At 69.0% G+C, this 22,054-nt stretch carries 20 protein-coding genes and 8 pseudogenes; 13 read left to right on the top strand and 15 right to left on the bottom strand.

Annotated features, from left to right (window positions below):
- The first annotated feature begins 10 nt into the window (after positions 1–10).
- Positions 11–250: a hypothetical protein gene (locus OG408_RS39890; RefSeq protein WP_326674408.1), complete on the top strand. Its 240-nt coding sequence runs from the start codon at positions 11–13 to the stop codon at positions 248–250.
- Positions 251–341: 91 nt separating this feature from the next.
- On the opposite strand, the gene OG408_RS39895 is transcribed toward OG408_RS39890, so the two are convergent.
- A complete protein-coding gene (locus OG408_RS39895) occupies positions 342–815 on the bottom strand; it encodes a hypothetical protein (RefSeq protein WP_326674410.1) in 474 nt (157 codons plus the stop codon).
- Entirely contained in the window at positions 796–2,037 is a 1,242-nt protein-coding gene (locus tag OG408_RS39900) for a hypothetical protein (protein WP_326674411.1), read from the bottom strand. The genes OG408_RS39895 and OG408_RS39900 overlap by 20 nt, the downstream gene beginning before the upstream one ends.
- Positions 2,038–2,132: 95 nt before the next feature.
- Here OG408_RS39900 and OG408_RS39905 point away from each other — a divergent pair.
- From OG408_RS39905 to OG408_RS39915, 3 genes and pseudogenes are all read left to right on the top strand, one after another.
- A pseudogene (locus OG408_RS39905) lies at positions 2,133–2,336 on the top strand (ArsR/SmtB family transcription factor); the annotation flags it as partial.
- Positions 2,336–3,058: a cation transporter gene (locus OG408_RS39910; RefSeq protein WP_326674412.1), complete on the top strand. Its 723-nt coding sequence runs from the start codon at positions 2,336–2,338 to the stop codon at positions 3,056–3,058. The pseudogene OG408_RS39905 and the gene OG408_RS39910, both read left to right, overlap by 1 nt.
- Positions 3,059–3,137: 79 nt before the next feature.
- A complete protein-coding gene (locus OG408_RS39915) occupies positions 3,138–3,920 on the top strand; it encodes a sulfite exporter TauE/SafE family protein (RefSeq protein WP_326674413.1) in 783 nt (260 codons plus the stop codon).
- 13 nt (positions 3,921–3,933) lie between these two features.
- Here OG408_RS39915 and OG408_RS39920 read toward each other — a convergent pair.
- Positions 3,934–4,270, bottom strand: a pseudogene (locus OG408_RS39920) (YnfA family protein).
- A gap of 50 nt (positions 4,271–4,320) precedes the next feature.
- Positions 4,321–5,094 (bottom strand): MerR family transcriptional regulator, encoded by a 774-nt coding sequence (locus tag OG408_RS39925; protein ID WP_326674677.1) that lies wholly within the window; start codon positions 5,092–5,094, stop codon positions 4,321–4,323.
- A 158-nt stretch (positions 5,095–5,252) separates the two neighbouring features.
- On the opposite strand from OG408_RS39925, the gene OG408_RS39930 reads away from it, so the two are divergent.
- Entirely contained in the window at positions 5,253–5,750 is a 498-nt protein-coding gene (locus OG408_RS39930) for a hypothetical protein (protein WP_326674415.1), read from the top strand.
- Between the two features lie 917 nt (positions 5,751–6,667).
- Entirely contained in the window at positions 6,668–7,633 is a 966-nt protein-coding gene (locus tag OG408_RS39935) for a hypothetical protein (protein ID WP_326674416.1), read from the top strand.
- A 520-nt stretch (positions 7,634–8,153) separates the two neighbouring features.
- Here OG408_RS39935 and OG408_RS40260 read toward each other — a convergent pair.
- The 3 genes and pseudogenes from OG408_RS40260 to OG408_RS39950 all read right to left on the bottom strand — a co-directional run.
- Positions 8,154–8,372, bottom strand: a pseudogene (locus OG408_RS40260) (profilin); the annotation flags it as partial.
- Between the two features lie 509 nt (positions 8,373–8,881).
- Entirely contained in the window at positions 8,882–10,114 is a 1,233-nt protein-coding gene (locus OG408_RS39940) for a PP2C family protein-serine/threonine phosphatase (protein ID WP_326674418.1), read from the bottom strand.
- Positions 10,115–10,709: 595 nt separating this feature from the next.
- Positions 10,710–11,039, bottom strand: coding sequence for a hypothetical protein (locus OG408_RS39950; protein ID WP_326674678.1), 330 nt, complete (start codon positions 11,037–11,039; stop codon positions 10,710–10,712).
- A gap of 90 nt (positions 11,040–11,129) precedes the next feature.
- On the opposite strand from OG408_RS39950, the gene OG408_RS39955 reads away from it, so the two are divergent.
- The gene (locus OG408_RS39955; protein ID WP_326674419.1) at positions 11,130–11,624 is read left to right on the top strand and encodes a hypothetical protein; all 495 of its coding nucleotides are present in this window, start codon (positions 11,130–11,132) and stop codon (positions 11,622–11,624) included.
- Between the two features lie 348 nt (positions 11,625–11,972).
- On the opposite strand, the pseudogene OG408_RS39960 reads toward OG408_RS39955, so the two are convergent.
- A pseudogene (locus OG408_RS39960) lies at positions 11,973–12,328 on the bottom strand (IS256 family transposase); the annotation flags it as partial.
- Between the two features lie 32 nt (positions 12,329–12,360).
- On the opposite strand from OG408_RS39960, the pseudogene OG408_RS39965 reads away from it, so the two are divergent.
- The 4 genes and pseudogenes from OG408_RS39965 to OG408_RS39980 form a co-directional block, all read left to right on the top strand.
- Positions 12,361–12,687 (top strand): annotated as a pseudogene (locus OG408_RS39965) (transposase); the annotation flags it as partial.
- On the top strand, positions 12,684–13,184 hold the full coding sequence (locus tag OG408_RS39970) for a hypothetical protein (RefSeq protein ID WP_326674420.1): 501 nt from the start codon (positions 12,684–12,686) through the stop codon (positions 13,182–13,184). The pseudogene OG408_RS39965 and the gene OG408_RS39970, both read left to right, overlap by 4 nt.
- Before the next feature lie 245 nt (positions 13,185–13,429).
- The gene (locus OG408_RS39975; protein WP_326674421.1) at positions 13,430–15,139 is read left to right on the top strand and encodes a RecQ family ATP-dependent DNA helicase; all 1,710 of its coding nucleotides are present in this window, start codon (positions 13,430–13,432) and stop codon (positions 15,137–15,139) included.
- Between the two features lie 34 nt (positions 15,140–15,173).
- A pseudogene (locus OG408_RS39980) lies at positions 15,174–15,311 on the top strand (class I SAM-dependent methyltransferase); the annotation flags it as partial.
- Here OG408_RS39980 and OG408_RS39985 read toward each other — a convergent pair.
- The 4 genes and pseudogenes from OG408_RS39985 to OG408_RS40000 form a co-directional block, all read right to left on the bottom strand.
- Positions 15,302–15,436 (bottom strand): hypothetical protein, encoded by a 135-nt coding sequence (locus OG408_RS39985; RefSeq protein WP_285572765.1) that lies wholly within the window; start codon positions 15,434–15,436, stop codon positions 15,302–15,304. The pseudogene OG408_RS39980 and the gene OG408_RS39985 overlap by 10 nt on opposite strands.
- Positions 15,437–15,468: 32 nt before the next feature.
- Positions 15,469–15,837 (bottom strand): hypothetical protein, encoded by a 369-nt coding sequence (locus OG408_RS39990; RefSeq protein ID WP_326674424.1) that lies wholly within the window; start codon positions 15,835–15,837, stop codon positions 15,469–15,471.
- A 48-nt stretch (positions 15,838–15,885) separates the two neighbouring features.
- A complete protein-coding gene (locus OG408_RS39995) occupies positions 15,886–16,044 on the bottom strand; it encodes a helicase associated domain-containing protein (protein ID WP_326674425.1) in 159 nt (52 codons plus the stop codon).
- Positions 16,045–17,071: 1,027 nt separating this feature from the next.
- Positions 17,072–17,944: pseudogene (locus tag OG408_RS40000) on the bottom strand (IS5 family transposase); the annotation flags it as partial.
- 105 nt (positions 17,945–18,049) lie between these two features.
- On the opposite strand from OG408_RS40000, the gene OG408_RS40005 reads away from it, so the two are divergent.
- Positions 18,050–18,532: a hypothetical protein gene (locus tag OG408_RS40005; RefSeq protein WP_326674427.1), complete on the top strand. Its 483-nt coding sequence runs from the start codon at positions 18,050–18,052 to the stop codon at positions 18,530–18,532.
- A 19-nt stretch (positions 18,533–18,551) separates the two neighbouring features.
- Here OG408_RS40005 and OG408_RS40010 read toward each other — a convergent pair whose 3' ends face one another.
- Together OG408_RS40010 and OG408_RS40015 are read right to left on the bottom strand one after the other, a co-directional pair.
- Positions 18,552–19,427: an IS5 family transposase gene (locus OG408_RS40010; RefSeq protein WP_326674429.1), complete on the bottom strand. Its 876-nt coding sequence runs from the start codon at positions 19,425–19,427 to the stop codon at positions 18,552–18,554.
- Between the two features lie 45 nt (positions 19,428–19,472).
- The gene (locus OG408_RS40015) at positions 19,473–19,910 is read right to left on the bottom strand and encodes a MarR family winged helix-turn-helix transcriptional regulator (protein WP_326674679.1); all 438 of its coding nucleotides are present in this window, start codon (positions 19,908–19,910) and stop codon (positions 19,473–19,475) included.
- 123 nt (positions 19,911–20,033) lie between these two features.
- Here OG408_RS40015 and OG408_RS40020 point away from each other — a divergent pair, with 123 nt between their 5' ends.
- Positions 20,034–20,870 carry an alpha/beta fold hydrolase gene (locus tag OG408_RS40020; protein WP_326674430.1) on the top strand — a complete coding sequence of 279 codons (837 nt, stop codon included), beginning with the start codon at positions 20,034–20,036 and terminating at the stop codon, positions 20,868–20,870.
- 126 nt (positions 20,871–20,996) lie between these two features.
- Here the strand turns inward: OG408_RS40020 and OG408_RS40025 are convergent.
- Positions 20,997–21,107: pseudogene (locus tag OG408_RS40025) on the bottom strand (IS5 family transposase); the annotation flags it as partial.
- Positions 21,108–22,054 lie beyond the last annotated feature (947 nt).

Consider the following 22,054-nt stretch of genomic DNA (forward strand, 5'->3'; position numbering starts at 1 on the left):
AATCTGGCTCGTGGGTCAGAAGGACGACCGCGGCCTGAAAGTAACGAGCGCATCGGAAAGCATCGCCGACCCGGACCCCGAACCAGCCGCCCCGCGCGTGGACGCCGACGACCCGCTCGCCCCGTACCGCAAGCGGCGCCGACCTCTGATGGACATCTACCGTCGTCACCGTCCGGTGCACGGCGGCGCCAGCCACCTGCGGCCCGAAGAACCACGTGTCCTGGAGCATTGGGACGACTTCACCTACTAGGTGGTTCGGCACCGCGCCGAACCTCGCCGCTGCCCAGAACTGGGTTGCTGAGCTGGCACTCGCTGACGACTCCGCCGCGTGATGCGGCAGGTCAGGCCTTCCGGGCGGGGCGCTGGCCGGGCATGTCATGCCGTCGCCCCAGGTAGCTGATCATCCCGAGCGAGAAGCCGGTCTCCTCGGCGAGCTCGCGGCAGGTGCGTCCGGCGGCCCGTTGATCGCGGAGCCAGCCCAGATCGATCTGGCGCCAGCGGGTTGCCTTGCCCTCACGGCTCATGCCGTACTCGCGGACCAGGACCTTGATGGCCTCCTCGTTTACGTCGACGTGCTTCGCGATCCACTTCAGCGTGCGGTATTCGTCAAGGTAGAAGCGTGCGAACTTGTCCCTGGGGAGCGCGGCGCGAGCCCGTCGAACAGTGGCCCCTCTCTCCCACTTCGCGCTCTTCGCCCCTGCGGGAGGGGCTGGCAGCTCCTGCAGGACGAAGCGGACGGCGTCATGGCTGACGCCGAGGCGGCGGCCGGCCTGTGCTGCTGTCAGGCCTTCGTCCCTAATGAGCCGGTGCAGCATGCTGGGGTCGATGTCCCGCAGGTCGCAGCCGGGCAACTTTGAGATCGCAGACGATGTCTGTCGGGGGCTGCCAGGAGAGGGGTTCGTCGCGGATTCCCTGCTGGTTGAGGAACTCGGCTGCGTGTTCTTCGAGCTGGCTCATCAGCGCAGGGGTGAGACCTGTTTCGAAGGTCCGCAGCATGGTCCGCAGTTCCGTGGTGCTGGGCGCGTAGGCGGCCGGGGCGAGGGTTGGAGGGAGTCCGCTGAGCTGTTCGAACAACAGCGCTCGGGCGAACTGGTGGCGCCGCACTCCGCCCGCTTCAAAGTCGATGTCCCGGCAGAGCTGCGTCCAGGTGTCCAGCGGCAACAGGTCGCGGTAGTCGACCGTGCGGCGACGGGTGTAGTCGATCGGTGATCCTTCCTGGTCAAGGTAGTCCGCCAACGCGAGCAGGCCGAGGCTGATGCCGAGGAAGTGGCCCCGCTTCGTGAGCCGGACGGTCATGTGAGAGCCCAGCCGGTCCTCCACCGGTGCATGGAGGAGGCGGGCCGTCGTGGTGAAGTCTCCCGTGCCTCCGACCAGCAGCAGGTAGCACGACAGAGCCGGGCGGATCGTGCGGGAGAGGGCCCCGTCCAGAGGGCTGAGCCGGGCGGACCAGGCGGGCCAGAGCTGGGTCGGGGTCCTGCGGGCCCGCTCGGCGACTCGCGTTGCCGCCGAGCGGTCGGGCTTGCGTGGCAGTTGGTGCGCGGTGCGGTAATGCAGCTGATCAGGGCCCCCCAGACGAGGTGCGAGCGTGGCGAGATGGATCGCGTCGAAGACCGGACTGGTGTGCGCCCACCGGAGTCCGACCTTGAGCGGAATGCTGCCGTCGGTGTCGCTGATCAGGTCACGAAGGGTGGCTCCGGCCGCGTGGACGTCGCTCTGCTGGAGGATGTGCAGGGCCGCGCTGGTGGCGAGGGCGGCGGCCGCGGCCCGCCTTGGAGCGAGGCGGGCCGGACGGGTCTCTTCGACGGGGTCGAAGGACCGCCGTTTCTCGGGCAGCGGCTGCTGGTGCAGTGCCAGGATCTCCGGTGGGACGAAGCCTGCCAGCCGGCCGGTGTCGGGGACGCGGCGAAGAAGGATGCAGGCCAGTGCCCGAAAATCTCCGAACAGCGCAAGACTGGGCTGGGGATGGTCCTGGTAGATGCCGAAGCCTGCCTGCCCGCTGGAGATCGCCTTCTCGATGAGGTTCTGGGCCGCGATCACCGAACCCCGAGCGGCGAGCGTGAGCGTGGACGCCTCCTCGAACGGCTGCCCGCAGCGAGCCGGCGGGGCACCGGTCTCCGAAAGGCTGTGGCAACGGCCCGGAGCGAGCGGGCCTGTCCAACCACCTGGCCTGCCTGCGCGACTGCGGCCTCGTCGTCACCGTCCCGGACGGGCGCCGCACCCGCTACGAACTCGCCGACAAACGCCTCGGCCACGCCCTGGACCACCTGCTCGCCGCCGTGGTCGCGGTCGAGTCCGACCAGACCTGCCCGGACGCCGCCACGAAGGACTGCTGCTGATGACCGCGATATCCCTCGGGCCGTCCCCGACCCGCCGCGACGCACTCGCCCGCCGCATACGGTTCCTGGTCGCCGCGACCATCACCTACAACGTCATCGAGGCGGTCGTCGCCATCACCGCGGGCACGATGGCCTCGCCCACGGCGCTGATCGGCTTCGGTCTGGACTCCGTGATCGAGGTGTCTTCCGCCGCCGCGGTCGCCTGGCAGTTCTCCGCCCGAGACCACGCCGTACGCGACGCCCGCGAGAAGGCGACCCTGCGGATCATCGCCATCTCCTTCTTCGCACTGGCCGCCTACGTCAGCTTCGACGCCGTCCGAGCCCTGACCGGCACCGGCGAGGCCGACCGCTCGATCCCCGGCATCGTCATCGCCGCCCTGTCGCTCGCGATCATGCCGTTCCTCTCCGCCGCCCAGCGCAAGGCCGGTCGCGAACTCGGCTCCGCCTCTGCGGTCTCCGACTCCAAGCAGACCCTGCTGTGCACGTACCTCTCCGCCGTCCTTCTCCTCGGCCTGGTCCTCAACGCCACCCTCGGCTGGTCCTGGGCCGACCCGATCGCCGCCCTGGTCATCGCCGCCATCGCCCTCAAGGAAGGCCGCGATGCCTGGCAGGGCAAGGGCTGCTGCGCGCCAGCCGCGAACACCTCGCTCCCCGCCGTCGGGATTGTGACGGCCGAGGCGGACGCGTGCGGCTGCAAGCCGGGCTGCACCTGCTGCTCGTGAACATCTCGTTGCCGAACCGCGGCTCGGCGACCCACTCCGTCCATACTGACCGGGCGATCACGGAGCGGCGGGGGCAGCGGTGGAGTGGACGATCTGGGCCGGGTTCGCGGCCGGCCTGCTGATCTCGACGGTGACCGCTCCGGTCGGCGTGTCCGGGGCCGTCTTCCTCCTGCCCGTCCAACTCAGCGTCCTCGGCGTGCCGAGCCCCGCGGTCACCCCGACGAACCTGCTGTTCAATGTGATGGCCGGGCCCGGCGCCCTGTGGCGGTACCGCCGCGATGGCGCGCTGCGCGGCGGACTGGCCCGGCGCCTCGTCACCTGGACGCTGCCCGGCGTCATCGCCGGCGCCGCCATCCGCGTCTTCGCCCTCCCCGGCCCCGGCATCTTCCGCCTCCTGGTCGCCGCCTTCCTGCTGCCGCTCGGTGCGTGGCTGAGCTGGCGCACCCTGCGCCCTGCCCAGCGGCGGTCGGACGCGGCCGAGCCGTCGGCGCCCGCGCTCGCCGCTCTCGCCCTGACAGTCGGAGTGGTCGGCGGGATCTACGGGATCGGCGGCGGTTCCCTGCTCGGGCCCGTCCTCGCCGCGCGCGGCATGCCCATGGCCCGCATCGCACCGGCCACCCTCGCCGCGACCTTCACCACCTCCGTCGCCGGGGCCGGTGCGTACGCGCTGCTGGCCCTGGCGAGCCCCGGGCCCGTCTCGCCCGACTGGTGGCTGGGCTTGGCCTGCGGCGCCGGCGGGCTGATCGGCGGCTACCTCGGTGCCCGCCTCCAGCCGCACCTGCCCGAGACCGCGCTCCGGCTCCTGCTCGGCGCCCTCGCCGCCGCCCTCGGCGCGGTATACGCCGCCCAGGCCCTGACCTGAACAGGACGGCAGGTCAGTGGCCGCGCGGGGCGTACATGATGACCGCCATCCCGGCGAGGCAGACCAGGGCGCCGATAACGTCAAAGCGGTCGGGACGGTAGCCGTCGGCTACCACGCCCCACGCGATCGACCCGGCTACGAAGATCCCGCCGTACGGCCGCGAGGATCCGCCCGAAGTTGTCGTCGGACTGCAGGGTGGCCACGGCACCGTAGAGCCCGAGCGCGATAACGCCGGCGCCGATCCAGACCCAGCCCTTGTGCTCGCGGATGCCCTGCCAGACCAGCCAGGCACCCCCGATCTCGAACAGCGCGGCGACGGCGAACAGGGCGCTGGAACGGGCGACCAGCACGGCGGAAATCTCCGGAGCAGAGGGAAACGGGCGGGAAGGAGAGAGCGCGGTCAGGCGGCCGGGCCGAACAGATCAGTCAGCAGTCCGGCGCCGTCGGCCGGCGCGCGGACCTCCAGGTGCAGGCGCGGGCCGTCGAGGTGGAGCCGGAAGTCGAAGAACGGGCAGCACTTCTGCTCGGCCGCCGCCAGTTCCGCCACCCGCGCCGCCCGGACGACGGGCAGAGTCAGCCGCAGTCCGTCGGGCACCGACGTCCGCACTGCGCCGTCGACCGCCTCGCGCCACTGCGCGGTCCGCTCGTACAGCCCGTCGCCGGTCAGGGAGCAGGCCACCGGCGCCGTCCGCCACCCCTCCGCCTCCGCCTCGGCGACCTGGCGGCTGGGCGCGAGCACCACGTCCACCACCCTCGTTCCGACAGAGGCCGGGGCCGACGGGGCGAGGAAGCCGCACTCGGGATCACACGGGCTCGCGCGATCGGGCAGCGCATCCAGGTGCTCCAACGCCGTGTGAAGGGAAGCCGTGAACGCCGCCAGCTCGGCGGCCCGGGACTCCGCCTCGACCAGGCGGGCGGCGATCCGCGGCCGCAGGTCCGCCTTCACATCCCGGCAGGCACCGGCCTCCCACACCCTAAGCAACTCGCCCACCTCCTCCAGCGGCAGCCCCAGGTGCTTGGCCGCGCCGATGAACGCCAGCCGCTCGACCGCGTCCTCGCCGTACAACCGGTAGCCGGCCGGGGTCCGGTCGGCGTGCAGGAGCCCGGCGCCCTCGTAGAAGCGCAGGGTGGTCGCCGGCACGCCGGAGCGCTCGGCGAGCTGGGAGATCCGCATCGTGCTCACACCTCGACGGTAGACCTTCCACCCAGGTCGAAGGTGGAGAGCCGCACGCCGGCAGATCGCGGCCCGGCCTCGCTGACCCCTTGGCCCTGCGGGTGGCCCCGCCTGGGGCTGGTGAACGGCAGGACTCAGCGGCGTGGGACGATCGCGCGATGTTGAGGAGCATTGAGGTCACCGCGGAGCTCGTCGGCCTCAGCCGTGGCGACGGGTTTCATAATGTGCACTGGCAGGGCAGGCTCGCCGTGAACTTGGACTGTTTCATCTGCGAGCGGACCGATCGCACGACCTTCCTCGAACGCGCTGAGGAACGGGCCGTCTGTTCGTCCGACGATCAGCACGGAAAGCACTTCACCGCAGCCCGAATCGCGGCGTTTGATTCCACGATCGAGGACGAGCGGTTGAGGTTGAGAGCGATCATCGATTTCTGGTGGACTCCTTTTAGGGACTCCAAGCACGACCGCCCGTCGATAGCCTTGACGCGGGCGCCTTGGGTGCGACTTCATCTGGGCTCATACTGCGGCGAACACGGTGAGTCCGGCGAAACGTCGATCCAGAGCAACATGGTTCGCCCTGTTGGCTTGGGTTGCCGTCACTGTGACGCCATGATGGCCACCAGCGTCGAGGCCCCCACGGTCCGTCTCTTGCGCTGACTTGGACCAGTACGGTTCGAGGCCGCGATTCGCTGAGGCGAGTGCGCCAACTGGCGTCGTTGCTCGCTCGACGCCCCTCCTGGCACCTTCGGCAGACTTCCGAAGACCCTGGACGCGGCCTCGACGAAGGACATCGCCAGCCGCATCGAGCAAGCCGTGACTCAGCGCGAGTGGTCAGACGGATGGGTCCTGAGGAAATGCCGCGAAGCTGAGACTCCTGCACGCGGGCCGGCGCTGAGACAGCCCAGGGGCCGCTGGTCAGAGCACTGCCTTATGACACGCGCGGCGAGATCCTACACCGGGAGCAACCCGTGAGACATCTTTCGAACGCCGGTGCGCCGGGCGTGCCGTGCGGCGCGCGCTCATATCGTTCCGTTCCTGTCTTCGCCAGGATCGGAGCGATGCCCTGCCGGCCATGCGCCCCGGATGTGGCCGGGCGTTCATCGACAACCTTGGCGACAACGTCCTTGGCCTTCTGAATGGCCGGACGCTGCCGCTGCCGCAGGCACGCCCGCAGATCGCCCTGACGCCGAACTGCCCGATCGACCATGTGCGTTCCTTGCGTCCAGATGGTCCGCAGCCGCACTGGGCGCCCACCTCACGGGCGAGCACCCGCCCCAGGCCAGAGGTCGCTCGGGGCGAAGATCGTCGCCCAGGTGGCCCGTGCGGGCGGCAGTTGTACCGCGCCGGCCCGGCGCGCCGTGGTTGCTGATGATGTGCGAACTACGGCAGGGGCCCTGATGCCCAAGATGATCACCCCGCCAAGGAGACCGGCGACGACGGCCCAGAGCTGTGCGGCGTAGAGACCTCGCCCGGGTGGCGCTGCATCAGGTCAGCGAGGCCCGGACGTGCCGGTAGTGCTGGTGGGCGAAGTACGGGCGCAGCATTGTTGGACCGAAACGGAGAGGTGGTGCGGCGTGGCGAGGCCGGCGAAGAAGCGGGGTGTGCGGATCCCGTACGTCGAAGATGCCCGTGGGCAGAAGTTCGGCCGCGACGCGATCGATGTGCAGCCGCGCCCGCCGTACGCGGAGCCCCTCATGTGCTGGGAGTGCGGCGTGGCAGTCCACGTACGGCACGGCAAGGCCGATGACCCAGGCTCCACCAGCTCGCACTACGTCAAGAATCCAGGCAAGGACCACGGTCCGCGGTGCCCGTACGATCTGGAGCGCCGCGGCAAGGAACTCGTGGACTCCTCGGCCAGCACCGTGGTCCGCAAGGACGGCCAGTGGAGGCTGATCTGCCCACCACTCCCGCGCCCCGGGGCACACGGCGCGAGCAAGAAGCCTTCCGGCCGGGCAACCGGGAAGCGCCAGCCCACGGCCAGCACCGCAAAGGTGACAAGTCGGCAGGCGGGACAGGCGATCGCGTCCGCGCGGCGGATCGTGCGCCTCCTGGAAGCCTTCGATCAGGACCCGGCCGCCGTCGCCGAGTTCGCGGCGACCGCTCCCGGCGGCCGCCGCGACATCGAGTGGTCTCAGTTCTGCCGCGGCCGTGAAGACGCCCACCAGGTCGCCCAGGACCTCATCGACCACGGCCGGATCGTCACCACCATTCCCCACGCCGTGTGGGGGCCGGTCACCACTGCCTCCGCGGTCGACGGCAAGTCCGGTCGCACCTACGCGGTCCAGTACACCGCTGCTCACTCCGTCATGATCGGCGGCCGGCGCCTGCCGTTGCGCGTGATCATGCGCAGCAAGAACGCCGACTGGATCGGCGCGAGCAACGCTCAGGCAAGTTCCTTGGCTACGGCTACTGGAAGCTCTACCGCTGGCCCGAGGACGCCAGGGGCCGGATCGAGCTCCAGCTCTGGATCGATGAACCGTGGCAGGCCGACCGGTGGGACGCCGACGGTGCCACCGTGGCGTTCCCGGCCTCGCCCGTAGGTTCGACGCTCTCGCTGCCCACCGCGTTGGTCGAGAGGGTCAAATCGCAGGCCGCTCCGGTTCCCGTCGCCGATACCGACAACGAGCTGGTTATGCCGGTTACGGCACCAGCATCGTCCGAGGAGGCAGAGGCGACCGCCCCAATCACCCCGTCGGCGCCCCTCGCCGCGACGGACCCCGTACGAGCGGATCCCGCGGTGGTGGATCCACGCTCAGAGGCGGAGCAGCCGTCCGCGATCGGGGCAGCGCCACCGGGCACCCCCAACGGACCGGATGAAGGCGGCCCGCTCGAACCGGTCAGGCCGGCCGTAGGCGCGGCGGCCGCCGAGGAGCGTGCCGAGGGGGGAAAGGCGGCCTGCCGGCAGAGGTGCTGGAGGAGCTCCGGGACTGCGCCGATCGCGGCGGCCCGCACCTTCAAAGAGACAGCCGCCGAGGCCGCAGCGCACCATGGTGCGCTCGCTGCCGAGAGTCGCATGCGGCCGCCGCTGACGGGAGCCTGGCCCCGCATCGCGCTCCGCTTGCCATAGATCGACCGTTCGTCGGCCCGGAAACCCATGTACTTGACCGCGTTGACGGTGATGCCCTTACCGAAGGCATCGGCCGGGTTCGTGGAGAGGTCGACGATCCCCTGGGCCTCGCCGATCCTGAGGCCGAGCCCGGGTGTCAGGGCCAGCACAGCAGCGTCCGTGTTGCTGATGATCGCGGCGGCCCGTACCTTGCCCGTGGCGACCAGGTCGTCCGCATACGGCTGTCAGTTGATCGCCCGGCTGCCGCTCACACTGGTGTGGCTCTGGCGTACGTCCGGCACGGCCGTCTGCGCCGAGGAAACAGCCCCTGGGCCATGCCCAGCACACGCGCACCCGGGACCACTGCGCGCGTCAGAACTCTCATCGTCTTCTCCTCGCCAGCGCGGGCTCCATGCCCGCTGCCTGACGCCCGCCCAACACGTCGGCAATCACACTCTCCCCACATTCCCGGAGTCGTGAGCGAGGCCCAAGCCAATCGGCGTACACGCACCGGGCGGGCCCTGACGGGGCCGCTACCGGCCCGGCGTGCGCGGCTGGCCCGCTCGGCCGCCTCGGCACCCCGCGGGACACGGCGCACCTGGTGGACTTCCTGTGCTCCCCGCCGGGGCAGTGAGTCAACGGGCAGGTGCTGAAGAGCAACGGGAGCCTCGCCTGAGGACCGTCGCGCAAGGGCAGGTCACCGGGTGCGCGTGCAGGTCCGGTACGCTGCCGCGCGGCCCGGTCACAGGCGGACGACGACCAGGGCGGTGTCGTCCGTGTTGCCACCCGGGGGGATCAGTTCCGCCAGCAGGGTGTTGGCGAGGGTGTCCGGATCCGCCTGTCCGTGACGGCCGAGGCAGTCGGCGAGCCGGTTCAGACCGGTATCGATGTCCTCGCGGCGGCGTTCGATGAGGCCGTCGGTGTAGAGAACGAGGGTTGCGCCCTCGGAAAAGGCCGCTTCGGCCTGGATTCTCGGAACGTGCTCGTAGCGGGCGCCGAGCGGCGGGTCGGTGGCCCGGTCGAGGAACTCGACTGTCCCGTCGGCGTGCAGCAGAGCGGGCGGGGGGTGGCCGGCGCTGCTGTAGGTCACGGTGCGGCTGTCGCAGTCGATCACCGTCTGCAGAGCGGTGGCCGACTCGGCGCCCTCCACCGAGCGGGCGTAGAGACCAAGGGCATCGAGGGCCGCCGCGGGGCCGTCGGCCACACGGACGGCTGCGCTGAGCGCACTGCGGAGCTGGCCCATGACGCCGGCCGCGGTCAGGCCGTGGCCGACGACGTCGCCCACCGCGACCGCGAAACACCCGCCGGGCAGTTCGGCCAGGTCGTACCAGTCGCCGCACACGTTCAGCGACCCGACTGAGGGCTGGTAGCGCACGGCACCACGGTGGCGGCCCAGCGGTCCGGGCGCGGGGAGCATCGCGGACTGCAGGCTCAGGGCGACCTCGCGTTCGCGGGCGTGGGCCCGGCGCAGCCGCTCGTTGACCTCCTGGAGCTCCCGGGCGCGGGTGTACAGCTCGGCCTCCATGGCCCTGGTCCGGTCCTCCCCGCCGAAGCGCCCGCCACGGGCGCGGAGCAGTGCGGTGACCTCCTCCACCCGGTGCAGCACCAGCGCCACTTGCCCGTCCGCGTCGACGACCGGGGCGTTGACCGGGCTCCAGTACCGCTCCTCCCACCGGCCGGGCCGGTCGGGGTCCTCGACGTCGTAGCGCTGCAGCGCCCCGGCGTCGCGCTCCCCGGTGGCCGCCACCCGCAGCAGCGACGCCTGGAGGTTGCGCGTGCCGCTCGCGGCGGGATCGCTGGGGTTGTCCGGGAACACATCGAACATGTAGCGGCCGACGATCTGGCTTCGGGTGCGCCCCGACGCGCGCAGATAAGCCTCGTTGACGTCTGCGTACACCAGGTCGGTGGTGAGCAGGGCCGCTGCGGCCGGCAAGGCCTGGAAAACCGCCTCGTAGTCGATCCCGGAGTGCTTCACGACGCCCTTCGCCTCTTGTGCAACAGCGTGTCCGGCGAAACCTGCCGCACTGGACCCGCGGGATCCCGACGTAACAGCGGCCGAACGCCCACAGCGTGACCCAGCCCGACAACCCAGGGCCCCATTGCGCCATAGGCGGCATGTCACCTGCCGGCTCCGGTCACCCCGGCGACCTCATGGACCTGCGTGCGGCGGACACCGAAGTCGTTGGCGGGCATCGCCTCGTAACCGGGCGCGCCCCTGCTCCAGTTCTGGTCGATCACGGAGTCGCACTCCGTGCCCTTGGAGCCCCGGTGAAGGGGGGCGCGTAGAACGTCCGCGTGAAGACAGGTGATGCACAGGTCACGGCGGCGGACGCGGGGGCTGCCTCGGTGAGCAGACCACCCGCGGTGGCGACCGTTGTTCCTCAGGGTCGGTATAGGCGTTCCTTCGGTCTTGATCGTGCGGGGCAGCGTTGATGCCGATCTCGAATTTTCCCCACTGCTGCTCTTCGCCTCAGTTGGTTCACGAAGTGAACCAACTGAGGAAAATGGGGAGCGGAAAGCAGAAGGACTCACCGATCGCTGGGTCGGTGAGTCCTTGAGCGTGGGGTGGGTCAGTGGGACGAGACGAAGCCCGCTGACTGATCGAGGCGGAATGGTGCGCCGGGGCTCTCCGGCGACCAGCCGTCAGTGAGAGCGGTGCGGATGCTGTCAGCCACCTGGGCAGGCAGGATCGGGCTGCCTTGTGTTCCGAACCAGTTACTCGGGTGCGGCTGGTTGGTGGTGACCACCAGTGTGGTGCCGGGAGTGTCGGCGCGCTCGACCGCGTAGGTGAGCGGTGACCGGACCAGCCCCTGGTCGTAGGTCGGCCGTCCGCGGAGCCGCCACCGGTAGGCGGTGCCGTTCACGTTCATGAGTCGCGATCCCATTTTGACCAGTGCCATGTCCACATCCTTTCCCATGTGACAGTAGTGAACGGCTATGTTCGTCCGGGCTCGCGGCCGACGAGTCTCACGCGCAGTGGAGGGGAAGACGTGCCAGGCGAGAGACTTGACGCGGAGTGGGTCCGATCCTGGTGGGAGCATGCCGATGCGGCCCTCACGAAACTGATGCGGTCGTTCATCACAAGGCATGGCTTCCCGCCCGGCCAAAACGCCGTGACACTTGCAACGGACGACAGCCACCAGGCGACGGACGCACTCGTGGACCTGACGCCGATCCCCTCCGATCTGACCACGCTCTACTGGGTGATCGGCGAGGCTTCCCTGCCCGATGTCGACAACGGCTTCTTCATCCACTCACCCTCGACCGTCGCAGGGCACTTCCGCGAATACGGCCTTCCTTCGATCGACGGGGAATTTGCACTGGTATTCGCCAGTGACGGCGGGGGCCATCTGTTCGCGGTTGGCGACAGCGGACGGGTCTGGAGATCGACCACAGCTTCCTGGTTTGACGACTTCGAGGTCGCCGCAGCCAGCCTGCAGGACTTCCTCGAGCAACTCGATCGGCGGATCACGAACCAGCTCTGACGCCCCGTCGAGGAGCCAGCGCCCCACAACACCTTCGTCCCACTGAACCGCGCCCAGAAAGGCGCTCCGCCTCCCAGCCGGTGAGCGCAGTCATCCCCTCTGCCCCTCGCCACAGCTGGGGAACCGGGGTGAGCAGGTATGGCCAATAGCCGAGTACAAGGTGGGGAAATTCACCGAGCCTCATCAGCGTGCGACTGCCCCAGAAGATCAAGACGTTTGACGGCCGCAGGCCCCAGGGAGAACCGATGCTCCGGAGCTACCGGCCCCGCGGCCGCCGCTGGTCCATGACCCGCGACTTCGGCTCCGGCGGGCCCTTCACCTTCACCACGTCCTCCCGCGACGGCATCCGTAGAGCAGCGGTAGCACCTCGCTGATCTTCGGGGACTTCCGGCACCACGGGGCCAGAATCTCGAGGACAACTGCTTACGTTCGCCGGTCGCCTCGTCCACCCGGCGGTCGTTCACCCGGGGCGCGGCGACCTCGACCGGCCCGGCCGCAGTGACCACAGTCCGTGCCAGGTGACGGCCATTGCGCACCACCATCCGGTGCCCGCGCTCGTCCCGCTCGGCTGCCAACTCGGCTATGTACTGGTTGACTTCCGCCTCCAGCGCCGCGGCCGGCATACGGCGGGCGCCGTCGCGCACAATCTCGTCGATCAGGCAGCCGTCTCGCGTGGCGGCGTCGTCATTCACTACGGTGAGCACGGGCGTACCTTCCCGACCGGCACTCGCCTACGGGGCGAAAATACCCCAAGGTCGTCAAACGGATCACGGACGATGAGGACGAGATGCTGGCGTTCTTCGACTTCCCCGCTGAGCACTGGATCCATCTGCGCCCCACCAACCCGATCGAGTCCACCTTCGCCACCGTCCGGCTCCGCACCAAGGTCACCAAGGGCGCCGGCTCCCGCGCCGCAGGACTGGCCATGGTCTTCAAGCTCATCGAGTCCGCCCAGGCCCGCTGGCGGGCCGTGAACACACCCCACTTGGTCGCCCTGGTCCGCGCCGGAGCATGCTTCGAACGTGGCCAACTGGTGGAGCGACCGGAAGGGCTCGCCGCATGACCGACCAACCCTTCGACGAGGAACCCCCCGAGCACCTCCGCTACCGCAGGTACCTGGGGGATCTGGAAGATGTCTCGGAGGCGGACGAGGCCGCCCTGGTGGCCACCGTCCTGGAAGATCGGAACGTGTCGATGGCGGAAGCCGCGGTCAACCGCCACCTTGAGCGTCAGGCAGCCCGCCTGCTGACCGACCCAGCGTTCCCCGCCTGGGCCCAGACCTTGGCCACAGTCATCGGAGACCGTCCCTTCCTCGCCCGTCGGCTGCGCGAGTGGACCCTGCTCAGGGCAATCGCGCTGGATGAGTCATGGACCGCCGAGGACCTCACCACTGCATCTGACTGGTTCCAGCGCACGGCCTCGGTCGTACTCGTTGTCGCCTCACCCGAGGCCCTCAGCCTGCTCGCCGAACGGGGACGAACCCGTCGCGTTCGGAACGCAGCGAGCCGCCGACTGCAACATCCAGATCAACACCGACCCGACTCGATCCACAAGTCTTGACGATTCCTCCTGAAGACGTCGTAGAGGATGTTGTTGACCAGGGCGCCGCGTTCGCCTGTGGTGCGGATGGGCTGGTCGTCACTGTTGTGCTCGCGCGCACAGTCCGGGGCGGGCGAGCTGTCGCGCGGGCGGCCGACGGGATCGGCCGTATTCGGTGCCGTGAGGTGGCGGGCGCGGGGTAGTCGGAGGTCACCCGGACGGCGCTTTTGCCGCCCGGCCCGATCCCACAGCCCTCGAGGAGCACCATGTTCACCTTCAGCGCGTTGTCCCGGCGACTGCAGCGCAGTGCGCGCAAGGTGTTCGGATGGGAGCGGTTGCGCCCGGAGCAGTTGCGGGCGATGAAGTCGGTCATGGAACAGCGCGACACTCTCGTGGTGATGCCGACCGGCGCAGGGAAGTCCGCCGTCTACCAGGTGCCCGGGGTGCTTCTGTCCGGCCCCACCGTCGTCGTCTCCCCTCTGATCGCCCTGCAACGGGACCAGGTGAGCGGCCTGCTGAGACGGGCCGGTGCGGACGCCGCGGCCGTGAACTCCACCCAGAGCCGCGGCGAGAACGACGCGGTGTGGGACCGGATCAGCGAAGAAGACGTCGACTTCGTCTTCCTCGCCCCGGAGCAGCTGGCCAAGGACGAGGTGGTCGAGCAGCTCGCGGCGGCACGGCCCGCGCTGTTCTGCGTGGACGAGGCACAGTGCGTGTCGACCTGGGGGCACGACTTCCGGCCCGAGTACCTGCGGCTGGGCCAGGTGATCGACCGGATCGGGCGCCCGCCGGTGCTCGCCCTCACGGCGAGCGCCGCCGCCCCGGTGCGGGCGGACATCGTCCAGCGGCTCGGCATGCGCGACGTGCGGGAGGTGGTCACCGGCTTTGACCGGCCCAACATCCACCTGGAGGTCATCCCTTTCCGGAGCGCCGCGGACAAGCGCCGGGCGGTGGTCGAACGCGCCGCCGCCGAACCCAAGCCCGGGCTGGTCTACGCGGCGACCCGCAAGGAGTCCGAGGAGTACGCCCGTGAGCTGGGCGACCTGGGGCTGGGCGTGGCGGCGTACCACGCCGGCCTGCCCGCCAAGGAACGCGGCGCGGTGCACGACCGTTTTCTCGCGGGGGAGCTGGACGTGGTGGTGGCCACCTCCGCCTTCGGGATGGGCATCGACAAGCCGGACGTCCGGTTCGTGCTGCACGCCTCGGTGCCCGGCTCCCTGGACGCCTACTACCAGGAGATAGGCCGCGCCGGACGGGACGGGAAGCTGGCCCGGGCGATCCTCGCCTACCGGTCGCAGGACCTCGGCATGCAGCGGTTCTTCGCCGCCGGACGCCCCGACCCGGACACCGTTTCCCAGGTGGCCGGCACGCTGGAGGAACACACCGGCCCGGTCCGGCCGAGCGACCTGCGCAGCGAGACGGGCCTGACGGCCAGTCGGCTGACGGCCGTGGTGAATCTGCTGGAACAGGTTGAAGCGGTACGCACCACCGAATCGGGAGACCTGGAGACCACAGGCGCCGCCGATCCGGCGGAGGCCGCCCGCAAGGCCGTCGAACTTGGTGACGCACACCAGCAGCTGGAGCGATCGCGGGTCGACATGATGCGGGGCTACGCGGAGAACACGGGCTGCCGGCGGCGGTTCCTGCTCGGCTACTTCGGGCAGGAACCGGAAGCCGGGGGGTCCTGCGGCTCCTGCGACCGCTGCGAGGCCGCCGCACTCTCCCCGGACGGCCCGAAGGCGGCCGCGGGGGTGCTGGCCGGCACCGGCGGACCGGTGGCCCTGCAGGAGGTGAGCCGCGCCGACGACGCCCCGCACCCCTTCCGGCTCGGCGCCCGGGTCCGGCACGGTCAGTGGGGGGACGGCTCGGTGATGAGTCAGGACGGCCGTCGGCTGACCGTGCTGTTCGAGACGGCCGGCTACCGCACGCTCTCCCTGGACGTGGTCGAACAGAACGGCTTGCTGACGTTGCGCTGAAGGCCCGCGGCCGGCGCGGACCACGGCCGGGCCCACCCATCACACGCCTCCCGAGCTGCTGCCACTCGTGTTCGCCGAGTTCCACCGCACCCTGGAACCCGGTGGACATCTTCTTCTCATGGGCCACGTCGGGTCCGGTGAGCACCGTCGTCCTGCACAGGCCTACGGCGGCTTCACAGCGGTCACCGACCCGTCCGACTCGCTGAGCTGGACGAAGACGACCACCTTGGGCAGAACGGCCTGGCCGCTGCCCTCGCGGGCGTGGAAATGCTTGGCCCCCGGTGTTTCAGCGCCCACCTGCCGGTCTGCGTAAGGGGTGGTGGTGATCCCTACAGGTCGCGGAGAAGGTCATCGATCCGTCCGTTGCCTTCTTCCCATCCCGAGCCCCCTTGCTCAAAGAGCATGATCCGCCGTATCTGCTCAGGAGTGAGACCGCGGTCGTGTAAGGCGAAAACCTGCTCACGCCACGCGACCGACGTTGCGCCCCCGTCGATATTCCAGTGCGCCACTAAGGCGCGTTCCGCGAGGTCCTGAGCCTGATTCAGTGCGAGGTCAGCCCGCCTTAGGCTCTGTTCGGCCGCAACTTGGGCCTGGGCCAGAGCCTTGTCCGACTTTCGAAGGCTGAAAAAGGCGATGGCGACAGCGATCAGATTTCCTGTGATGCTTGAGAGCAGAGTGATGACGTCCGACGTGTCCATATGACCCCCTGCTGCGTATTCCACGCATCCGTCGCAGCAAAACTTGGCCTACCAGCGCATGCCCAGCTCGGTCAGCTCCTGGCGCCGCTCATCGCTCAGCTTGTCGGCCCGGCGGCGGGCGTTGTCTACGAACATGCCGAGTTTGTCAGCGACTTCCCGCAGAACCATCTGCTGGCGCATGGGGGCGAGGCCGGAGAACCAGCTCACACAGCGTCCAACGTGCGGAGCTCCTGGGCGATCTCGTTGACGACCCGCTCGGTCTCGCGCCGGAAGGTGCGGCCGTCGTCGCTCGCTGCTGGCCGAACCCCAGCGACGGCGCAGCGAGAAGACGTCTTCTGGTCCTGGCGGGCCCAGAGTGCGGTCGCGGCCGCGCTGCTGGGCGCTGCGCTGCTGCTCGGGCACTCGGGCTGGTGGCTGCTACTTCTTGTGCCTCACCTGGTGGCCACCTTCTGCGGCTGGCAGCTCAAGGTGACGCTGAAGGATCACCTGGACCGCCGCTACGCATCCCTCGGACTGCACGTGGTTGCGATCCTGTTAGGCCGTGTATCGAAAGCGCTGTTTGCGGTGCTCATGGGTGGCTGCGGGCAGCGCTGGATGCACGAGCCGGGGCAGGTACGCTCCACCCCTCCAGTCGCAGAGTCGAACACGTTCAATGAGTCTGACAAAGTATCTCTCCACGGCCCACTTCTATCGGTTGGCCGAAACGGGCTGAGGGTGGGAGGTCCTGGTGGCGGGCGGAAGCAGGCTGCGTGCGTTGGGAGCGACCCTCGGTGGCTTGATGGCGGTTTTGGCTGCTGTGACTGCGTGTGCCGGCCCCTATCAGTACTACGAGGGAACAGGGATCCACGACACCATGGCGGCCGAAGTCGCTGGGGGCTGGGAAAACGTCGAGGGAACCCGCGTGGTGCTTCGCAAGGACGGAACGGCTCTTCTCGAGAAGCTCGATGGGCAGGACTTCGACTTCGAGGACGGCTGGCGCCTCTCCGGTACGGGGACCTGGCAACTGACTGACGAAAACGGTGGACAGGTTGTCCGACTCAGGCTGACAGCCCGGACACGAGCGGAGAGCCGTTCCACCGCGGCTGCCACTGACACCTCGACTCCCGAACCCCCATCGACATACGCGTGGTCTTTCTACGTGGACCGAGATCAGAACCACGAGCTGAAGCTGTTCTTCTTCTACGGCGATCCCGACATCGGGAACACCTACCTGATGACGCGCGAGACAGGGGCATAGCCATTCGTTGATCGCTGCGACCAGCACAGTCGCCTCGTAGCGGACCGCGAGCTTGTCGTAGCGCGTGGCGACAGCGCGGTTCCTTTTGAGGCGGTTGATCCCACACTCGATCGCATGGCGCTCGCGGTAGTCGACAGAGTCAAAGCTCGGCGGCCGGCCGCCGCGGGAGCCGAGCTTCTGGCGATTGCGGGCCTGGTCGACATTGTCCGGGATGGTGCAGCGGATACTGCGGCGGCGCAGGTAGGCGCGGTTCGCGCGGGAGGCGTACGCCTTGTCGGCCCGCACGCGGTCGGGGCGGACACGTGGCCTGCCCCGCCCGATGCGGGGCACGCGGACCTTTTCCAGCACGGGCTCGAACTGCGGCGAGTCCCCGCGCTGCCCGGCGGTCACCACGATCGACATGGGCTTCTGGCCCTGCTCGACGGCCAGGTGCAGCTTGGTGGTGAACCCGCCGCGCGAGCGTCCCAGCCCGTGATCACCGGGCTCGGTAAACACGCCGCCCGGTGGCTCCTTCTGAAGGTCGCCCTGCTTCCGAGCCCCGGCCGCATGCTGGTGGGCGCGGCACACCGTGGAGTCGACGCTCAGGTCCCACGTGATAGCACCTTCCGCGTCGGCCAGGGACTGAAGACGGGTGAGGATCCGGTGCCAAGTGCCATCCCGCTGCCATCGGCGGAACAGGTCGTAGACGCGGCCCCACGGCCCGTACGCGACGGGCACGTCCCGCCACGGAACGCCGGTCCGGACCCGAAAGCGTATGCCGTCGATCAACTGCCGCCGAGGCCAGACCGGCGGCCGCCCCGCCCTGGCACCCTTCGGCAACAGCGACTTCAGCACCGCCCACTGCTCGTCCGTGAGATCTCCCCGCCCCATGAGCCGTGATCACTCACAGCCCGAATTCACTTTCGATACACGGCCTAGTCACCGCTCTGATGAGCCATGATTTGTGTTGGAAGTGATCGGTTGGGGAGGGGTGCGTTGAGCAGGACAGTGCCGGTGATCTTCGGTGACGCGATGTTCTGGGCCTATGACGTGGCGCTCGGAGTTCTCTTCATCGAAGCAGCGCGAGTTGGTGTGGAGATGTCGGAGGAACTGCGGCCCTCGTGTTGGCCGGAGTTGGAGCAGGATCTCCGCACCCACGCGTTCGTGGGCGGCAGTTCCGCTGTCTTGCTCGACGACTTCGGCGTCGAACGGCGGCAGGTACTACTGAGCTCCGCTGTGGAGGCGGCTCGTCGGATCGAGGCCCGCGGCGGCGTGAGCCGAGGCGAAGTATCGACCTGGCCCGAGTTGGAGGAGAGTGCGACCAGCTTCCTGCGTGGTGCGGAACATATCGCCGCTGCTCCGCTTGTTGAGCTGGCGCAGGCTCTGGTTGATTTGGCTGCTGGCAAGCTCTCCCCAGCTCCGGCTGATCGCTTTTGGTACTACGGAACCCCGGAGGGCCGAATCGTGCAGGGCGGATAGGGCATGCTGCGACCACCCGTCATAACCACTCGTTTATGACTGCGACCAGCACCGTTGCTTCGTATCGGACGGCCAACTTGTCGTATCTCGTGGCCACCGCGCGGTGCCGCTTCAGCCGGTTGATCCCGCACTCCACCGCGTGGCGCTCCTTGTAGTCCTCCTTGTCGAAGGCTGGCGGCCGGCCGCCTTGGGAGCCGAGTTTCTTGCGGTTGCGGGCCTGGTCGGCCTTGTCCGGGATGGTGCAGCGGATCCCGCGGCGGCGCAGGTAGGCCCGGTTCCTGCGGGAGGCATACGCCTTGTCTGCCCGCACCCGATCGGGGCGGACGCGGGGTCGGCCCGGCCCGAGGCGGGGCACGCGAACCTTCCCCAGCACCGGTTCGAACTGCGGCGAGTCCCCACGCTGCCCTGCCGTCACCACAATCGACAGAGGCTTCTGCCCCTGCTCGACGGCCAAGTGCAGTTTGGTGGTGAACCCACCGCGCGAGCGTCCCAGCCCGTGATCACAAGGCTCGGTGAACACGCCACCCGGTGGTTCTTTCTGCAGATCACCCCGTTTACGGGCTTCAGCCGCATGCTGGTGGGCGCGACAGACCGTGGAGTCAACGCTGAGGTCCCAGGTGATCGCGCCCTTCGCATCGGCCAGGGACTGGAGGCGGGTGAGGATGCGGTGCCAGGTGCCGTTCCGCTGCCACCGACGGAACAGGTCGTAGACCCGGTTCCAGGGCCCGTATTCGACAGGGACGTCCCGCCACGGAACACCGGTCCGGACCCGGAACCGTATGCCGTCGATCAGCTGCCGCCGAGGCCAGACAGGCGGTCGCCCCGCCTTCATCGCCTTCGGCAACAACGGCTCCAGCACCGCCCACTGCTCGTCCGTGAGATATCCCCGGCCCATGAACCGTGATCATCCACAGCCCAAGATCCACTTTCGATACACGGCCTAGCAGGGCGGCTCGGCGTTCGAGGCATCGACGTCGTCGAAGAGCTCTAGCATCCGGCCCAGCACCCGGACACAGGCGGCGACGTCCGTGTCGGTAAGGTCGCCGCCCGCTTGGCGCAGCATGGCGTGCTCGCGGGCGGTTACGGCGGTGATCGCCGCGTGGCCGCCGTCGGTCAGTCGGATCAGCGAGGAGCGTTGGTGCGCTGGGTTCGGGATGCTCTCGAGGAGCTTCCTCTCAGCGGCGTCGTTGACCATCCGCTGTACGAACTGGCGGCTCAGCGATTGGGCCCGGCCCATCTGCGGCACGGTCATCGGGCCGTTCTCGCGCAGCAGGTCCAGCACGGCGCGCACGCCCACGGAGAGTCCCTGGGCGGCGTCCAGCTCGATCCGGCGCTGTACGCGGCGGTAGAGCGGGCCGACGAGCGCGAAGACTTCCATGAGGCGTCCCGGCAGCTCGTCGGGGGAGAGGGGCTCGGAGGCTGGTTCGGTCACGGGACCACTGTCTCACACCATATGACAACCAAGTTGCCATTCTCGCTCATTCATGACACCTTGGTTGTCATGAATGAGATCACATTCGAGACCTTCCAGTCCGCCGACGGCCTGCTCGCCTACCGCGACGATGGGCCCCGCGACGGCGAGGCGCTGGTGCTCCTGCACAGCGCCTACGCGGACAGCACCCTGTTCGACAACCTGATTCCGGGCCTGACCGCCCGCGGCTACCGGATCATCGCCCCCGATGCTCGCGGCCACGGCCGTTCCGCCAACGCGACCAAGCCGTTCCGACAGGCTGACGACCTCGCGGACCTACTGCGGCACCTGGGCCTGCGTCAGGTCCCGCTCGTGGGCATCTCAATGGGCGGCATGATCGGCATCGACACGGCCGTCGAGCACCCCGAACTGGTCAGCGCCCTGGTCGTCAGCGGCCGGGGCCTGGGAGAGCCAGACCTGACCGGCGCCTGGTCCACCGCGATCGCCGAGCGGCAGCGCACGGCACTGGCCGGCGGCGACCTCTCGGGCTACCTGGACGGCATCGTGCAGTGGATCGCGGGGCCGGAGCGCAGTCTTGACGAGGTCAATCCCGCGATCGTGGCGCACGTCCGCGACATGGCCCTGCGCACCCTGATGAAGCACACCCCGGACGAACCGGACCACCGGGTTCCGGTCGAGGATGTGGCCTCCCGCGCCAAGGGCATCACCGTTCCGGTCCTGGCCATCGACGGCGCCCTCGACATGCCCGGCCTCCTCGACACCGTCACCGCCCTGATGGACGCTGTCCCCAACGGCCGCAGTGCGCAGTTGGACGGCGCCGCCCACTACACGACGATGGAGCAGCCGGAGGAATTCACCCGGATCCTCGTGGACTTCCTGCGCGAGGTCCACGCACAGGAGGGGTAAGTGAGCGTTTCGTTCTCTGATGTCTGTTTCATTTGGTCTAGCTGTCGCGCCAGTTGTGGGTGGTCTCGTGGGTGAGGCGGCGGGTCATGAGGTTGATGGCGGCCAGTTGGATCATGGCAGGTCGTGGGTGGGCTTGCGGATGCCGGCGCGGGCTTGGCGCCAGGCTTCCAGGGTGGGGCGGATGAGTTCCCAGCGGGCGTCGGACAGATCGCTGGGGTAGGAGTGTGAGGGCTGCATGATGCCTGGGTACGTGGCTGCAGCCGACCTGAGCAGGGCGTGTGGCGAGGCATCCGGGGCACTGGGGGTCTGGCAAGCCCTTTTCTTTTCCCTCGTCGCGTTCCCGGCCGTGCTATCCGCGGGCCTGCTCATTCTGTGGCTCGTAGCTGTCTAGCAACCCTGGGAGTGGCTCGCGGACCACCTCGGGGTGATCCGGAGGAAGGGCCATGGCGGGACGGCTGCATCGCTTTCGGTGGCTGTGACCGTGGTGGGTTGTCCCGGGCGCTGAAGGAACTGCCCGATCGTGTTCGGCACCGTTGCCTGCCGACCGGGCGGCTGGGACTCTGGTCGCATGGTCGACACTCACTCGCGCGGGTACCTGCTTGCCGCACGCTGGATGGTCCGGTGCGGAATCCCGTTCTTCGTACTCGGTCTGGCCGGCGTTGCTGGTGCGCATAGCGACGGGGCGATGTCGTGGACGTGTGAATCGACTTGCCGACGCGTGGAAAGCGGGCTGTGGAGCAGCGTTGGGACGGCCGGCGCGCTGAGTACCGTGACAGGGGTGGTGCTGCTGGTTGCGGCGTTCCTGATGGTCATGCTCCGCAGGCCCCGCTCCGAGGGAGGAAGCGATGGAAGGTGATGGACGCCGCCTGTCTCACACGCAGAGTTCCCAGGCCAAGCGCCTACGCCCGCGTTACCAAACACCCCTGTTGGAATGAAACGCTCTTCTACGCCTTTCGTTCGCGGCTCCGTCGGCTGAGCATTCCGGGGCTCAGCTGCTTATGCCGGGTGGGTTCCCGGAGTCGCGCCCCGACCCGCGGGCGACGTACACGGGGAACATGAGCGAAGAGCAGACGTCCTGGCATTCGGGCGAGGTGGTGCCGGAGAGCGGGATCTACGAGTGCGACTGCGGCGCGGCCACGACTGGAGCACCGACGTGAAAGGCCACCGATTCCCACCCCTCCCGG

Origin of the sequence: Streptomyces sp. NBC_01257, assembly GCF_035917255.1 — a bacterium.
In the GTDB taxonomy this organism is placed as follows: domain Bacteria; phylum Actinomycetota; class Actinomycetes; order Streptomycetales; family Streptomycetaceae; genus Streptomyces.

Bases quoted from the DNA above. Each gene is read 5' to 3' on its own strand.
- OG408_RS39895 (WP_326674410.1), bottom strand. From the start codon at position 815: ATGCTGCACCGGCTCATTAGGGACGAAGGCCTGACAGCAGCACAGGCC.
- OG408_RS39910 (WP_326674412.1), top strand. From the start codon at position 2,336: ATGACCGCGATATCCCTCGGGCCGTCCCCGACCCGCCGCGACGCACTC.
- OG408_RS39925 (WP_326674677.1), bottom strand. From the start codon at position 5,094: ATGCGGATCTCCCAGCTCGCCGAGCGCTCCGGCGTGCCGGCGACCACC.
- OG408_RS39930 (WP_326674415.1), top strand. From the start codon at position 5,253: ATGTTGAGGAGCATTGAGGTCACCGCGGAGCTCGTCGGCCTCAGCCGT.
- OG408_RS39950 (WP_326674678.1), bottom strand. From the start codon at position 11,039: ATGGCACTGGTCAAAATGGGATCGCGACTCATGAACGTGAACGGCACC.
- OG408_RS39970 (WP_326674420.1), top strand. From the start codon at position 12,684: ATGACCGACCAACCCTTCGACGAGGAACCCCCCGAGCACCTCCGCTAC.
- OG408_RS39975 (WP_326674421.1), top strand. From the start codon at position 13,430: ATGTTCACCTTCAGCGCGTTGTCCCGGCGACTGCAGCGCAGTGCGCGC.
- OG408_RS39990 (WP_326674424.1), bottom strand. From the start codon at position 15,837: ATGGACACGTCGGACGTCATCACTCTGCTCTCAAGCATCACAGGAAAT.
- OG408_RS40010 (WP_326674429.1), bottom strand. From the start codon at position 19,427: ATGGGCCGGGGATATCTCACGGACGAGCAGTGGGCGGTGCTGGAGCCG.
- OG408_RS40015 (WP_326674679.1), bottom strand. From the start codon at position 19,910: ATGGAAGTCTTCGCGCTCGTCGGCCCGCTCTACCGCCGCGTACAGCGC.
- OG408_RS40020 (WP_326674430.1), top strand. From the start codon at position 20,034: ATGAATGAGATCACATTCGAGACCTTCCAGTCCGCCGACGGCCTGCTC.